Origin of the sequence: Microcoleus sp. K5-D4, from assembly GCF_036704575.1 — a bacterium.
In the GTDB taxonomy this organism is placed as follows: Bacteria; Cyanobacteriota; Cyanobacteriia; order Cyanobacteriales; family Microcoleaceae; genus Microcoleus.
Map to the genome: position 1 here is coordinate 13496 of NZ_JAUBSD010000054.1, position 14912 is coordinate 28407.

Consider the following 14912-nt stretch of genomic DNA (forward strand, 5'->3'; position numbering starts at 1 on the left):
GGTTTTTAGATTGTGTAGGTTGGGTTTAGCGGAAGCCAAACCCAATAACTACAAAACTCTCAAGGTGTTTCTTCAAGTTTGCGCTGCCGCATTAGGAGAAATAAAGGCAAACCCAGGGAAACACCCACGAATAAGTTACTGGCAATATAAACCCACAAATTTTTCATTTTTAGACGCGAACCTTCGCTAAATACAAAAGTACCAAAAACCAGGGATGACACTATTACATCCATGCCGAAAAAACCGGAAATTTGATTGGCAAACAAGTCCCTGAAGAAAGCGTTAATATTCAACCCTTCTTCTAAGATAAACGGGACAAGCTGGGAGTATGGCAAAGCAGTGCCTAGAATACAGAAAAATAAGTAGGCAATTTTCAACATTTTCCTACCTCCACTTTGTTAATTTAAAATCGCTGTATTTGGGAGTTTACTCAGCATTGCTGAGTGCTTGAATATCGCCTTGCATAATTATGCTGACATTGCGCGAAATCTTGTCTATTTTCCAATCCCACCACCTAATTTCTAATAGTTGTGCAACTTCACCATCGCTAAAACGCTGTTTGATTGGATGTGCGGGGTTTCCACCGACAACGGTGTAAGCGGGAATGTCTTTTACTACAACGGATTTGGCGGCAATGACGGCACCGTCGCCGATTTTGACTCCGGGCATAATCAGGGATTCATAGCCGATCCAAACATCATTGCCAATGACGGTATCGCCTTTACTGGGCAGTTCCATTAATAAATTCATGGCTGTTTCCCAACCATTCCCAAAAACAGGAAAAGGATAAGTTGAAATCCCGTCTAGTTTGTGATTTGCACCGTTCATGATGAATTTGACTTTGGTGGCGATCGCACAAAATTTACCAATAATTAATTTGTCGTTTCCGTAGTTATAAAGTACATTTTTTTCAAAGTTTTCTGGTTCTATTGGATCGTCGTAATATGAGTAATCGCCGACGATAATGTTGGGGGATTTAATAAAGTTTTTGATGAAGCATACGCGCCGCTGATCGGCCATCGGATAAGGTCGGTTTGGATCGGGCCCAATTTCTGTCATAAATTTCCATCCTTATTCGTTAAGCTGCTGGATTGATGTAGTGTTAATTCGAGTTAGGTTGCCTTGTGTTTCAGTAACATAGAGTAATAGAGTTTGTCAAGGGGTGGGCGATAAATTTTGGGTCGATCGCCCTGCCAGAAATGAGACAAAATGGTAAAAGCCAACATCCATCCGCGTTCCGAAGCGATTAAAATCCCAAATTAATATTAAACAAGCGATCGCAGTGAGATAATTTATGAGAGTACGAACCTACCAAATCGGTGATACCCAACAAATTGTAAAACAGTTTTACGACACCTTACCATTGGAAGATGCGATCGCCAAATACAGAGCAGTGGAACCCCCTTCTACTCGGGTTAAAATGGCCAGCGGCTTGGGAACTTGCCTGGGAGACTAACACAGAAGTTACCCAACTTGTACCTTAAAAAAGGTTCGTAGTTGCGCTTGGGCCCTCCGGAATACCCAAGCGCAACTACAAACCTACTTCTCTAGCAATTACCGCAGCAGCAATGAGGCGATCGCCTTCAATAATTCCTGGCATTCGTCCGCAGTTAACAAGTCATCAGAATTACGAACCAGACAGTTATAAATATAATGCGCCGCTTGAATTTGCTCCGGCACTTTGTAGCCTTCCCAAACTTCCTTATTGGGAATAATAAACAGCAAACTTGCCAGCATCTTTTTTTGAAGGATTAGAGAATTAGGGTGAGATTCAAACAGCACCTCGGTTGCACCCGATAAAAAGCGGCGGATCTCAAACCCAGTCGAATTTATTTCCTGCTTTAAAGCTTGTAAAAAAATATATTGATAAACCGTAATTAAGCTATAATTTTCTAAGAGAGTCTCAGCGAGTTGCTCTTGAAAAAAATCGATATCTTCACTTTGGCAGCAAAGCATATCTGGCAAAGGCAAAGCCAAAACTTCGGGATGATTGACTCGACCCCAAATGTGGGTGAGAACGTGGTCTCTACTTAAAGTCCGAAAGTCCATACTTTTAGAGCCAACAGTTAGCTTATGAAAAAAAAGGAAAGATTAAATGATTTTCACCATAACAGATTAATTTCCTCCAAACCTTCCCATTCCACCTATTTTAAATTACTTGTAGCTCATTTAGCAGAGTCGGGAAATCACCCGATCGGATTATCTTTGAGAGTGAGGTCGATCGAGGCACACAATCTAATTAACAGCGGAGACTATTTATGAGAATACGAACTTACGAAATCGGTGATACCCAACAAATTGTAAAACTCTTTTACGACACCGTACACGAAGTAAACATCCGCGATTACACAAAAGCACAAGTAGATGCTTGGGCTCCAGCAGAGATAAATATCGAAAGTTGGACTAAAAGTTTAAGCAGTAAATTTACTTTCGTAGCAGAAGAGGGTGAGAAAATTGCTGGTTTTGGGGAGTTGGAAGCAAACGGTCATATCGATCGCTTTTACTGTCATCAAGATTTTCAAAGACAAGGAGTCGGCAGGCTAATTTTAAAACAAATTGAGTCAAAAGCCAAAGACTTAGGAATTAACTATTTATTTACCGAAGCCAGCATTACAGCTCGACCTTTTTTTGAAAGCCAGGGATTTATGGTGATTAGAAAACAAGAAGTAGAACGGCGAGGACAACAATTCATCAACTTTGTCATGGAAAAAAATATATAAACAACGATTTGTGTAAAATTAGATCGAAGAGTTTTACTCAGGAGTTGCGATGGTGACGGAAGCTACAAATGTGCTGGGCGGAAAGTTAGAGACTTGCTGTACTTCGCCAATGACGGGCTATTATCGAGACGGCAAATGCAATACAGGTGGTGGCGACTTTGGGGCTCACACTGTTTGTGCTCAACTGACTGAAGAGTTTTTGCAATTCACTAAATCGAATGGAAATGATCTGAGCACTCCGGTTCCCGAATTTAACTTTCCCGGTTTGAAGCCTGGGGATTGCTGGTGTTTGTGCGCTTCTCGCTGGAAGGAAGCAATGGATGCGGGAGTGGCGCCGCCTGTGGTTTTGGCTGCGACTCACGCCTTGACTTTGGAATACGTTTCTTTGGATGAATTGAAGCAGTACGCTGCTGATTTGTAGGAGGATGTTGGTGTGCGATCGCTTTTAGTCAATAAGGGCGATCGGGTTTTTCTGATGAATTGCAAATTTATCCTTCGTAACTCAAATATTTAAGTGCGATCGCTCGTCATTTCGAGATTTTACTATTAGAGGAACCTACGGCTTTACTCGATCCTGATTCTCAGTGATATTTGGTACCCGCGGTGCAGCGTTTGGTCAAAAATTGCGGGCTGACGGCTTTGTGGGTGACTCACCGTTTGGATAAGTTGAATTATTGCGATCGGGCTTTTTTGTTGGAGAAGTGTGAAGTGCTCGCTCGGGGCGATGCACCAAGGTTAAAGCAGCGGTTGATGCAAATTCAGGAAGTTTAGTCGCTGAAGTTTGGCCAGAATTAGCGATCGCATTTCATCGGAGGTGATATTAAAGGTAAAACAAGGATGACTAACGGGACTTAGACAAAAACTGAAGCCATTTTGGCTTCAAACGCAGATAGAGAAATACTTTTAGATCGAATGGGTCTTAACCGAGTTATACCAAGGGTTTCAGACATTTTTATGTGATCGATTTCTTTCCATTCCCTAGAGAGGGTTTCAGCTTTTAAAGGGGCTGGAAAATGTTTAAGTCCCACTAAAAAGCTGGCTGTGTAAGTCTTCTTCCTTCTTCGTTCTTTCTTCTACTTAAAGATCGCGATCGCGACACTGCATAATCCTGTATAATCCTGTGAAGGCTATTTTGAGCCACCAGGGTCATTCAACAAAACTTCATATTTTTCCTTATGTTAGACGCTAAAACTCTATTTCAGGAAACCTACTATCTGGCTAAAAACCCAGAGGTAGCAGCCGCTCTAGCCAAAGGAAACTTCCAAAACGGATTTGAACACTTCACCCAATTCGGTCAATTTGAGGGTCGCAACCCTAGCGCCCTATTCGATACTAATTATTATCTCCTAAATAACCCTGAGGTTGCCACCGCTGTCAACAGCAAAGCTACCACAGCAATACAACACTTCATTAATTTTGGAGAATCAGAAGGCCGCAATCCTAGCCCATTCTATAACAACAGCTATTATCTAGGGAAAAATCTCGATGTTGCTGCGGCTGTCGATCGCGATGAAATTACTGGTATTGGTCACTTCATCCAATTTGGTGAATCGGAAAACCGCAGTCCTAGCCCTTTATATAACGATAGCTATTATCTGGCAAAAAACCCAGATATTACTGCTGCTGTTGAGCGCGACGAACTTACTGGCATTGAACACTTTACCAAGTTTGGCGCTGCTGAAGGGCGAGATGTCACCCCATTTATTAAGTCTGGTGACTCAACCTTGCCAAATGGCCTTGCTTCTGGAGATACCACCCAAACTTCAACGGTTTTGTGGACTCGCAGCACAGTTCTGGGTAATGTTGTTTTTGAATACTCCACAAATCCAAACTTCAGTAACAGTCTCGGCACTCTCACAGAGACCGTCACCGATGTTACCGTACCAGTGAAAGCCGAACTGACGAATTTAAAGCCTGGTACTCAATATTTTTATCGAGTGCGTGATGCCGCTGGCACTTCAGCAGTTGGGCAATTCCGCACTGCTGCTGAGTTGGGAAATCGCCAGGGTTTACGATTTGGGGTAGCAGGCGACTGGCAAGGTCAACTTACTCCTTTCCCGGCGATCGCAAATGCGCCGGAACGCAATCTCGACTTTTTTGTTCGCCTCGGCGACAGCGCTTATGTAGACGATCTATCGCCGGATTTGCCGGGAGTCAGACAACCTAAAACTTTTGAAGAGTTTAGCACCAAGCACAATGAAGTCTACGGTCAACGTTATGGCCTCAATACCTGGGCTGATTTGCAGGCTTCCACCACCATCTATGCTAGCTGGGATGACCACGAGCTCACTAATGATTTTGCCGGGGGTGCAGCACCTAGTGAGTCGCCGCAAAAAGAGGGGATTTTCGGGACGGGGGGAGGCTTTGTCAATGATACGCCTGTATTTGACATAGGTTTACAAGCATTTCAAGCCTACAATCCCGTGCGAAATGATTTTTATGGCAATACGGGCGACTCTCGCACTGCTAATGAGCAGAAACTTTATCGCTATAATACCTTCGGCAGTGATGCAGCTACATTTGTGTTAGACTTGCGCTCTTTCCGAGATAATTCTTTGAAAAGTATCCCAGAAACTTCCGACCAAGCTACTGTTAATAAGTTTCTCAATGATGCCTTTGCGCCCAATCGCACGCTGTTAGGAGGGGCGCAACTTCAGGATTTGAAAAATGACTTACTGAAATCTCAACAAAATGGCATCACTTGGAAGTTTATTATGTCAAGCGATCCGATTCAAAATTTTGGGATTCCGGTGGCAGGCGATCGGTGGGAAGGTTATGCTGCTGAACGAACAGATTTGCTACGTTTCATCAAAGAAAATAACATCAAAAATGTGGTCTTTGCCACTGGAGATTTTCACGGATATGTGGTGAATAATGTCACCTATCAAGAAGCTGCAGGTCAGCCACAAATCCCCACAGATGTTATTGATGTAATGACCAGTCCTGTTGCTATTCAGTTGAACATCGGGCAAGGGCCGTTTGCCGCCCCCTTTGGCCCCGCAACAGTTGCTTTTACGCCCACCGCCTTGCTGCCACAATCGGAAAAAGATAGGTATAATTCATTGCCGACAAGGGAACAAAAAGATGCTTTTGTCCGCAACATTCTGGATACTCGGACAGCGCCGCTAGGATACGATCCAGTTGGTTTGGAAGGTTCTGGGATTGACGCTAGACTGATTCAGGGAGAGTATTTAGGAGTGCATACCTACGGCTGGAATGAGTTTGAAGTTGCTCCTGAGAGTCAGCAGTTGCGGGTAAAAACTTATGGTATTGAACCTTACACGCAATCGCAACTTGATGCTAATCCCAGTGCGATTATTAATCGAAAGCCGTTTATTGTCAGTGAGTTTGTTGTTAATCCTAAGTGATTAAATAGACTTCGTGCAAAAATATCTAGGCGATTGAAATCGCGGTGACACAAAGTAAGTCCGCTTCTGCGGACTTTCAAATAATAATTAGGGTGATTTGTGTCATAATTTTGTACCTATAATTTTCCGAACACTAAAGTTTTATGGTTGAGTTTGTGGTTCCCACTTACAGATAGACTCTGGCTTTAGAGGGCAAGTTTTGGGAGCGATCGCATTTCCGCTGAGGTAGAGTTCAGTCAGTTTAGTGAAAGATGCTAGCGGTTTGATGTCGCTGATTTGATTGTTTTCGAGTGAGAGTAAAGTCAGCTTAGTCAAGGATGCTAGCGGTTTGATATCAACGATTTGATTGTTGTTGAGCCAGAGAATCTCCACTTTAGTCAAAAATTCTAGCGGTTTAAGGTCAGCGATCTCATTCTTGTTAAGTGATAGCCCTCCCAGGTTAGTCAAGGATGCTAGCGGTTGGATATCACCGATTTGATTCGAGCTGAGGTTAATCCCTTCTAGGTTAGTCAAGGATGCTAGTGATTTGATGTCACTAATCTGATTGCTGCTGAGGTCGAGGATGGTCAGTTTAATCAAAGATGCTAGCGGTTTGATGTCACTAATTTGATTGCCCGCGAGATCGATCCCTTCCAGGTTAGTCAAAGATGCTAGTGGCTTGATGTCCTCAATCTGATTGCTGCGGAGGAAAAGCCCTTTCAGGTTAGTCAAGGATGCTAGCGGTGTGATGTCATCGATCTGATTTTCGATGAGGACGATTTCAGTCAGGTTAGTCAAGGATGCTAGCGGTTTGATGTCGCGGATCTGATTGTTCCCGATGTTGAGCACTTTCAGGTTAACCAAGGATGCTAGCGGTTTGATGTCAACGATCTGATTGCTGCTGAGGTTGAGCAAAGTCAGGTTAGTTAAGGATGCTAGCGGTGTGATGTCGCTGATAGAACAGTTGATGAGCCGGAGAGTCTTCAGGTTAGTTAAGGATGCTAGCGGTGTGATGTCGCTGATTCCTTGCTTCGTAAAGCTAATTCCTGTGATACTAGAAAGTTGGCGATCGCCCTCATCGCACTCAGTAGTTCCTGCTATTTTTAACAGCATATCAACAGTATGTTTAGCTTCTGGACTCAAAGAATCTTTTTCGCGACACCATTCAGCAAATGTTTTGTTTCCCGATCGCGTTTCTGCAGCCTTGGCAGACAGTCCATTTCCAGATAATGCTAGGATCGCACAACAAGTAAGTGCGATCGACTTTGGTAACTTCATGTGTTTGTGTGCAACTATGAGTGTCATAATCTTGTACCTCTAATTTCCCCAACAGTAAAGTTTGAGCATTTAATTTCATGGTTCCCACTTACAGATAGACTCTGGCTTGAGAGGGCAAGTTTTGGGAGCGATCGGATTTCCGCTGAGGTAGATATCAGTCAGTTTAGTCAAAGATGCTAGCGGTTTGATGTTGCTGATTTGATTGTTGTAAAGGAAGAGGTTAGTCAGGTTAGTCAAAGATTGCAAGAGTTTGATATCCGTGATTTGATTGCTGCCGAGGTTGAGCCAAGTCAGTTTAGTCAAAAATTGCAAAGGTTTAATTTCGCTGATCTGATTCAAGCTGAGGGAGAGCCAAGTCAAGTTAGTCAAGGATTGCAAGGGTTTAATGTCCTTGATTTGATTTCCGTTGAGGTTGAGTTCAGCCAAGTTAGTCAAGGATTGCAAGGGTTTAATGTCCTTGATTTGATTGCCAAAGAGGTCGAGTAAAGTCAGGTTAGTCAAGGATTGTAAAGGTTTGATGTCCTTGATTTTATTGAAGCTGAGGGAGAGCGCAGTCAGGTTAGTCAAGGATTCTAGCGGTTTGATGTCGCTGATTTTATTTTTATCGAGGAGGAGTCCTCTCAGGTTAGTCAAGGATTGCAATGGTTTGAGGTCGCTGATTTGATTGTCAAAAAGGAAGAGCTCGGTTAGAGTCGAAAGTTTTTGATTAGCCGCATCGCACTCAGTAGTCCCTGCTTGCTTCAACAACGCCTCAACGGTAAGTTTAGCTTCAGGACTCAAATCAGCTTTTTGGCGACACCAATCGGCAAATGTTCGTCTCATGTTTCCCGAGCGCACTTCTGCATCTGCAGCTTTCGCCGACACTTCATTTCCAGATAATGCTAGAAGCACACAATAAGTAAGTGCGATCGACTTTTGTAACTTCATGTGTTTGTTTGCAAATATAAGTGTCATAATCTTGTACCTCTAATTTTCTGAACTGTATACAACAAAGACACGGCAATACCGTGTCCCTGCAAAATACCTATTAAAACTCTCCAACTCACCTCACTCAGGCAACTTATACTGCCCCACAATCCGCTTAGCATATTCCGGCACATGAGCCTCTAATTTCTCCGGGTAATTGCGCTTCACGTACAGATAATTGCGAGTGAAATGAGAATCAATGGAAAACCGGGCATATTCTAAACCCTTCGGCCCAATTCTCTCAATAAACACTCCCATTAACTTCGCCGCCCACATCGGCAATGTCACTCCTTTCTCATAAGCCGGAATGCTTTGCTGAACGGCTTCTTTTCGGTTTCCCTTAGACATCACAGGCTGAGTATTTAACTGATCCGTTACCAAATCTAACATTTCTTGCCCGGTGTCATTTCGCACCACAATCCACTGCCAGCCAAAGGGTGCGCCCATGTAGCCCACAACTAAATCTGCTAAAGAATTCACATAATCAAAACAGCTCAAACAAGAAGGAGCAAAAACATCTTTCAATTCCTTAGTATTCAGCCCGAAAAACGGCACTTTCTCGGTAGAACCATCTTCGTGTTTGAAGTGAACGTTAAAGTCTTGCATAAACTCGTAAGAAACCACTGTTTCAGGAGAGCGGCTAGTCGTGTCTAGGAATTTCTGCAAGCCTGCACGGCTGACATTATCCACGCAGGGAGTTCCCAAAACGTAGAGCTTTTCTAAACCTAGTTTTTTCTCGACTGTTCGCAAGGCTTGAATTTGACAGCCGACGCCAATTACTAACAGCCGCTTCATCCCAGATTGTGCGATTTGTTCTAATACTGAAAGGTTGGGAGAGAGAGTTGGTTTGTTGACTTTTGCTGCCAGAATTTCGGCTCTATTTCTAGCAATAATCGGCATCGGCTGAAAGCGGTCTTCCTTAGTATTTTGAACGCAAACAACGCCTTCTACAATTCCTTTTTCGAGCATTTCAATCGCAATTGTGCTGACGATTCCCGTCCACTGAGCGCCCTCGATCGGCTCTTTTTTTCGAGCTGCCATCATATTTTGACTGACTCCGAAATACCAATCGTCGGGATTGTCGAGATTGCGCGATCGCCCGTGAATCTCTTCTTCTAATTCCGCGATATGCTGTGTTAAGAAAGCACAAGATTCCTTGACATAATGAATGTAATATGTATCGCACAAACCGCACTCGCTGCAAAGTTCTTTAGCGGGGCGGCGGCTACCCGGTTTGAGGGCTTTGGATTTTTGGTGTTTAGTAGAATCTGTTGCGGTCATCTAAATTGCTAATTTTATCGAGATATGGCTTTTGTTAGGATATCACAGCAATTTCCGCTGATTTACCTCTTTTATTCTTTCTTTCAGTCCCGGCAGGCGGACGCAAGCTTGTGCGGAAGCAAATTCGGTTCGCCCGAAATTGGCGGTTTTCAAAGCTTAAAAAATATTAGTCAGGACTTACCTAGGTTGCCCTAGAAACCCGGTTTCTGGCTGAAAACCTCACTGTTAAACCTAAGATTCATGGTAAAAACCGGGTTTCTGTGTGTAGTTTTGGTAAAAAAAATCGGTTTCAGAGCAGCGCAGTGCGTCCAGGAGTGTGGGTGTAAGTCCTATTAGTATCAATCCGGATCGAGCGGGCGATCCCACGAATACATTGCCAAATAAAGCTATAAAAAAATGGTAAAAATATTTGTGACAACAGCCCTCGCTGGCATCATGATGAATCTCGCAATTTCGAGCTTAGGATTTGCTGCTTTAGTTCGTCCTGTTCCCGCCATGAATCAAACTGTTGCGACTCTAGAAAGAATGCTCAGTGCGACACAAAAGCCGGCGGCGCTGAACTATTCGCGCCTGGGGATTGGCGGCGTTCGGTTGGGGATGGCTGTAGAAGAGGCAAAACGCAAGTTGGGAAAACCGCAGCGCGACGAAACTAAACCTGCTGGATCTGGCATCGGCGGCAAGATTCGCACGCTAAGCTACTCAGGATTGACGGTAGCTGCATGGGAGGGCAAAGTTTATTTGATTTCTGCTACCAAGCCCAAGTTCGTGACAATTGATGGTGTGAAGGTAGGAGATAACAGCCAAAAAGTTGTTAAAACTTACGGTTATGGGTCGCAATCTGTTCAGGGTGGAGTGACTCGGTTGACTTACAGCAATGACCAAAAGGCTTCTAATTTGATTTTGGAAATTAAGGGCGATCGCGTGCAAAAGATTATTGTCGGCACGCAGTTAAACTGAAATATTAGACAAGAGTACAAAAGTCCCCGTTCACAAGTTTGTACTAAGGAATTTAGTCCTTATTTATGAGGTTTTTTAGCTCTTCGGTGAGTTGACAGGAGGGCTTTTTCCTAATGTGCGTGAAGCGTAGCTATCCCGTAGGGAATCGCCCGCGTCTCCTTAATCCTCTTCATCCTCATCCGACAATTTTGTCATTTCCTCAGCAACTAGCGTCTGAAAATCCTCTCCGCAGTGAACGTTGAGATGGATTGCAGCACTCAGGAACTCTGCTAGAATTTCAGCTTTTTGTCGATCGCTCAAATCAGGTAACTGAAGCTGATGGATTAAAGTAATCACATTTTGACACTCAGTACCCAATTCATCAATTAACGTTCTCAGTGTATAATTAGTTACAGAAATTGTCCGATCGCTAACTTGCATCTTTATTTACCCAATCGTTTTAAAGCTTGCTGAATTCCTTTCTCAAAAGCTCGAATTTCACTTTCCCAATGCCGGATTAAGCCTTCATCGGGAAAATCCTTCTCATATTCCAGTCTAATCTTTTCTTCATGTTCTGCAATCCGCTTGTTCAACGAACGAAGAGCTTTTTTGTGATTTTTATTCCCCATAGAGTCTCACACCCATAAAAAAAGTAGAGGTGCGATCGCGCTCGCATCTCTACAAAAATTATAAATAAGGTGCACATTGTGCACCTTACCAATTAGCTGTTCTGGGGAACAGGAGCACTCGGTGCTCCAGAAAAAGTCGGCGCTGGTACAGAATTACTCGGTGCACCAGTCTTAGCCCGCTTTTTAATCAAGATTGGCTTGACGCTGTTTTCTGCACCAATCGGGGGATCTTCTTGTTGAGCGTAATCAGCGCCCATCCAAGCCGGACGGCTTTGATCGAAAGCCATTTGCAAAGCAGCAGCGGCGATCGCGTGGGAGTCGTACTCCTCGGATAACTGAGATACCAGAGGCAAGAAAGATGCCATCCGTTCGCCAGCCAAAGCTTCGCGAACTTTACCCTGCATCTTTTCCAACTGACGAGCTTCAATTTGCGCCCGTGTCGGAATGTTTCGCACCGTCAAGCTCGATCGCACGTGGCGTTCAATCAAGCGCAGTTTGCGGCGATCGACCGGTTGAATCAGCGTAATCGCCGTTCCTTCGCGACCAGCCCGGCCCGTGCGTCCGATCCGGTGAACGTAGCTTTCCACACTGTCGGGCAAATCGTAGTTAATCACGTGAGTCAAGTGATCCACGTCCAAACCCCGCGCCGCAATATCAGTCGCCACTACCCAGCGCACCTGACATTGGCGGAACCGATGCAGCAAGCGTTCCCGCTGTGCCTGATTCAAATTACCGTGATACTCATCAACGCTGTGACCTGCTGCTTGCAGTTGGCTGGTGAGTTCTGCCGCCGACTGCCGAGTCCGCACAAAAATCAGTGCAGATTCCGGGTCTTCCATTTCTAAAATTGGCTGTAGGGCTCTTGCCTTCGACCAGCCACGGGGAATCATGTACACGCCTTGGCTGATGCGCTTTGGCGTTGCTTTTGGCTGTTCTACGGTGACGTTGACTGGGTTACGCAAATGCCGCGCCACCAATTTCCGAATGGAAGCTTCCATCGTCGCCGAGAAAAATGCCGTTTGACGTTCTTTTGGTGCAGCATCCAAGATTTTTTCCACATCTTGGATAAAGCCCATGCTCAGCATTTCGTCAGCTTCATCCAAAACCAGCCATTTTACCTTGTCTAGTTTCAGGCTGCCACGGCTGAGCATATCCAATATGCGTCCGGGTGTACCGACAACGACGTGCACGCCGCGCTTCAAACGCTGCATTTGACGATCGATCGATTGACCGCCGTACACTGTCAGAACTTGCAGAGAGCGACCCACTTTTACCGGGCCGTCGCTGCTAATGCCGCTCAAATCACGGATGGCTTCAGTTACTTGCATCGCCAATTCGCGAGTCGGCGTCAGCACCAGTGCTTGCACCGCAGTTACATCTAAATCAATCCGCTCCAAGATGGGCAACGAGAATGCTGCCGTTTTGCCTGTCCCTGTTTGGGCTTGGCCCACAACGTCGCGACCTGCTAGCAAGTGCGGAATTGCTTGTACTTGGATGGGAGTAGGTTCTGTAAAGCCTAGTGTTTCCAGATGGAGAACGAGTTCTTCCGAAAGACCTAAGCCTTCAAACAATAAATTCATTAATGCTCCTAATAACGAGTCTTAGCCTTCTAAGTTGCCCAACTCGGATGCGGATTTCTGCTCTAGGGCAGGAACTCATAAGAGTTCTTTATGGTGCTGCGCCTGCGCGCACCTTCTTAAATAGCAATCGAGTATAGGGCAGCTCCGTCGATGGTGACTAAATTTACCAATTCGACAGCCGTCTTTGATTTTGTGACATCACCGATACCAACCGCCAGGGGTCGGGTTATAGGCTTCCAACATTCTTAAAACAGGACATTGGACTTCCTTTGAGGTACTTGCAAGCTTTCCCTCTTAGGCATTTTATAGTGAGGATCATGACCAGCCCCACTTCACTACTCATGTAGTAACAGGTTGTTTGGTTCAGGCGCTATCCCGCAATCCGTCGCCTGCGGGATTGAGCGGGGGATGGGGCGACCGTTACCGCCTATCCATCTCAACACTCTTTCGGGATACCGTTGTGGTGTAGGGCGGACGGCGAAGCAATCTCAAATTATCCCCGCTTATTTCTGGCTTGTTATCATCATAACTCTTTACATTCAGAAACAAAACATTAAATTCGTTAAAATTTTCCGATGTTCTGTAGAGATTACCGCACCCCGACGGGGAGGGTCGATTGCCAGATAGGGGCTAAAAAAGTTTAGAACCCCTTTGCTACATATCTTTGCACAATTGTGTACTAACCGTTACTTTTGTTGCACAATCCGCTAATCATTTTTGGCTCGTGTCCGGTTTTTGTTCGCCGCACCGTCTCAGGCAACAGTTCCAGCAATACTTACACTTGACCGTAGAGGTCGTAGACATCTGCACCAGTAATTTTCACAGATACGATTGAACCCAGCCGCGCTTCTCCTGTGACGTAGACGAGTCCATCTACTTCTGGGGAAAACCGAGCGGATCTACCAATCAACTCGCCTGTCTCTGGTTGTTCTTGTTCTATCAGGACATCAACTACCTGACCGACAGACTCTTGATTCTTTTTCAATGATATAGGTTGTTGTGCCGCCATTACCGAATTGCGCCGCATTTCCATTATTTCTGCAGGTATTTGCTGGGGCAAGCTGAAGGCTGGGGTTCCTTCTTCTGGCGAAAATACAAAAACTCCTACGTGATCGAATTCGTGGCGCTTGACAAATTCCAGCAAGTGTGCTGCGTGTTCGTCGGTTTCGCCGGGGAAGCCGACAATAAAAGTTGTCCGCATCACGGCGCCGGGAAGTGCTGCTTTGAGCCGATCGACTATAGCATCATTAATCCCAGCTTGAAAAGGCCGATTCATCGCCCGCAGAATTTCCGGGTGCGAGTGTTGCAGGGGTAAATCCAAATACGGTAAAACGTTGGGCGTTTCCCGGATTGCCTCGACAACTTGCGGAGTCAAACCTGTAGGATAGGCGTAGTGCATCCGAATCCAAGGCACATCTACTTTACCCAAAGCGCGAAGCAGTTCGGCGAGTTTCGGTTCGCCATAAATATCTTTGCCGTAGTTGGTGGTAATTTGAGAAATTAAGATAATTTCCTTTACCCCTTCGGAGGCTAATTGCTTAGCTTCGGCGACGATAGATTCGATCGTCCGCGATCGTTGATTTCCGCGCAAGTGCGGGATAATGCAAAATGCACAGCGGTAGTCGCAGCCTTCTGCTATTCGCAGATACGCGACACCTTCCGATGTGGTGCGGTAGCGGGGAGTAGTTTCGTCAGCGATGTAAGTAGGTTCTGAGGATACGAGGGAAACTCGATCGCCCTTTTCGACCTGCTGCATAACATCGACGATTTTATGATAGTCGCCGGTGCCGACAATTGCGACTGCTTCGGGCAATTCGTCCAGCAATTCCTGCTGAAAATGCTGTGCCATGCAGCCGGTGATTACTACTTTTTTATTAGCTTCTGCCAATTCTACCAAGGTGCGGACTGACTCTTCTCGCGCCGCTTGGATAAAACTGCAAGTATTGACTACAACATAATCTGCTAATTCTTCATTAGAATCGACTTGATAGCCCGCTTGAGCCAGCAAGCCAATCATGTGTTCGGTATCTATGCGATTTTTTTCGCAGCCGAGGTGAGTAAATGCGATCGTTGGCTTCGTTGCCATGCAGTAATAGTTAGTGTTGCGCTATTTTTGAGAACGTTTCATGATATCACACAATTTGATAAATTGCAAGCTTGTGTGGATCGACCTTT

At 45.1% G+C, this 14912-nt stretch carries 15 protein-coding genes and 1 pseudogene; 6 read left to right on the plus strand and 10 right to left on the minus strand.

Annotated elements, in window-relative coordinates:
• Nucleotides 1-59: 59 nt before the first annotated feature.
• Both QUA77_RS17575 and QUA77_RS17580 read right to left on the minus strand, forming a co-directional pair.
• Entirely contained in the window at nucleotides 60-380 is a 321-nt protein-coding gene (locus QUA77_RS17575) for a DUF2834 domain-containing protein (protein WP_333451466.1), read from the minus strand.
• Between the two features lie 46 nt (nucleotides 381-426).
• Nucleotides 427-1059 (minus strand): Vat family streptogramin A O-acetyltransferase, encoded by a 633-nt coding sequence (locus QUA77_RS17580; RefSeq protein WP_333451468.1) that lies wholly within the window; start codon nucleotides 1057-1059, stop codon nucleotides 427-429.
• A gap of 235 nt (nucleotides 1060-1294) precedes the next feature.
• Between QUA77_RS17580 and QUA77_RS17585 the strand changes: the two genes are divergently transcribed.
• The gene (locus QUA77_RS17585; RefSeq protein WP_333451470.1) at nucleotides 1295-1456 is read left to right on the plus strand and encodes a hypothetical protein; all 162 of its coding nucleotides are present in this window, start codon (nucleotides 1295-1297) and stop codon (nucleotides 1454-1456) included.
• A gap of 98 nt (nucleotides 1457-1554) precedes the next feature.
• Here the strand turns inward: QUA77_RS17585 and QUA77_RS17590 are convergent, their stop codons facing one another.
• Nucleotides 1555-2049: a hypothetical protein gene (locus QUA77_RS17590; RefSeq protein ID WP_333451472.1), complete on the minus strand. Its 495-nt coding sequence runs from the start codon at nucleotides 2047-2049 to the stop codon at nucleotides 1555-1557.
• 209 nt (nucleotides 2050-2258) lie between these two features.
• Here QUA77_RS17590 and QUA77_RS17595 point away from each other — a divergent pair, with 209 nt between their 5' ends.
• The 4 genes and pseudogenes from QUA77_RS17595 to QUA77_RS17610 all read left to right on the plus strand — a co-directional run bounded on the left by QUA77_RS17595 (nucleotide 2259) and on the right by QUA77_RS17610 (nucleotide 6088).
• Nucleotides 2259-2720, plus strand: a complete 462-nt coding sequence (locus tag QUA77_RS17595) for a GNAT family N-acetyltransferase (RefSeq protein ID WP_333451474.1) — start codon at nucleotides 2259-2261, stop codon at nucleotides 2718-2720.
• Between the two features lie 49 nt (nucleotides 2721-2769).
• Nucleotides 2770-3141 carry a DUF2237 domain-containing protein gene (locus QUA77_RS17600; RefSeq protein WP_333451477.1) on the plus strand — a complete coding sequence of 124 codons (372 nt, stop codon included), beginning with the start codon at nucleotides 2770-2772 and terminating at the stop codon, nucleotides 3139-3141.
• A 95-nt stretch (nucleotides 3142-3236) separates the two neighbouring features.
• Nucleotides 3237-3491: pseudogene (locus QUA77_RS17605) on the plus strand (ABC transporter ATP-binding protein); the annotation flags it as partial.
• Nucleotides 3492-3895: 404 nt separating this feature from the next.
• A complete protein-coding gene (locus QUA77_RS17610) occupies nucleotides 3896-6088 on the plus strand; it encodes an alkaline phosphatase D family protein (RefSeq protein ID WP_333451479.1) in 2193 nt (730 codons plus the stop codon).
• A 141-nt stretch (nucleotides 6089-6229) separates the two neighbouring features.
• Here QUA77_RS17610 and QUA77_RS17615 read toward each other — a convergent pair whose 3' ends face one another.
• The 3 genes from QUA77_RS17615 to QUA77_RS17625 all read right to left on the minus strand — a co-directional run bounded on the left by QUA77_RS17615 (nucleotide 6230) and on the right by QUA77_RS17625 (nucleotide 9592).
• A complete protein-coding gene (locus QUA77_RS17615; protein WP_333451481.1) occupies nucleotides 6230-7372 on the minus strand; it encodes a leucine-rich repeat domain-containing protein in 1143 nt (380 codons plus the stop codon).
• A gap of 48 nt (nucleotides 7373-7420) precedes the next feature.
• Entirely contained in the window at nucleotides 7421-8299 is an 879-nt protein-coding gene (locus tag QUA77_RS17620; RefSeq protein ID WP_333451483.1) for a leucine-rich repeat domain-containing protein, read from the minus strand.
• Between the two features lie 93 nt (nucleotides 8300-8392).
• Nucleotides 8393-9592 carry a Coenzyme F420 hydrogenase/dehydrogenase, beta subunit C-terminal domain gene (locus tag QUA77_RS17625; RefSeq protein WP_333451485.1) on the minus strand — a complete coding sequence of 400 codons (1200 nt, stop codon included), beginning with the start codon at nucleotides 9590-9592 and terminating at the stop codon, nucleotides 8393-8395.
• Between the two features lie 396 nt (nucleotides 9593-9988).
• Between QUA77_RS17625 and QUA77_RS17630 the strand changes: the two genes are divergently transcribed.
• Complete coding sequence (locus QUA77_RS17630; protein ID WP_333451487.1) at nucleotides 9989-10549, plus strand: hypothetical protein; 561 nt, start codon at nucleotides 9989-9991, stop codon at nucleotides 10547-10549.
• A 159-nt stretch (nucleotides 10550-10708) separates the two neighbouring features.
• Here QUA77_RS17630 and QUA77_RS17635 read toward each other — a convergent pair whose 3' ends face one another.
• From QUA77_RS17635 to rimO, 4 genes are all read right to left on the minus strand, one after another.
• Entirely contained in the window at nucleotides 10709-10969 is a 261-nt protein-coding gene (locus tag QUA77_RS17635) for a hypothetical protein (protein ID WP_333451489.1), read from the minus strand.
• A 2-nt stretch (nucleotides 10970-10971) separates the two neighbouring features.
• The gene (locus QUA77_RS17640; RefSeq protein WP_242725046.1) at nucleotides 10972-11157 is read right to left on the minus strand and encodes a hypothetical protein; all 186 of its coding nucleotides are present in this window, start codon (nucleotides 11155-11157) and stop codon (nucleotides 10972-10974) included.
• 92 nt (nucleotides 11158-11249) lie between these two features.
• A complete protein-coding gene (locus tag QUA77_RS17645) occupies nucleotides 11250-12737 on the minus strand; it encodes a DEAD/DEAH box helicase (RefSeq protein WP_333041424.1) in 1488 nt (495 codons plus the stop codon).
• 775 nt (nucleotides 12738-13512) lie between these two features.
• Nucleotides 13513-14823 carry a 30S ribosomal protein S12 methylthiotransferase RimO gene (rimO, locus tag QUA77_RS17650; protein ID WP_333451492.1) on the minus strand — a complete coding sequence of 437 codons (1311 nt, stop codon included), beginning with the start codon at nucleotides 14821-14823 and terminating at the stop codon, nucleotides 13513-13515.
• Between the last annotated feature and the right edge of the window lie 89 nt (nucleotides 14824-14912).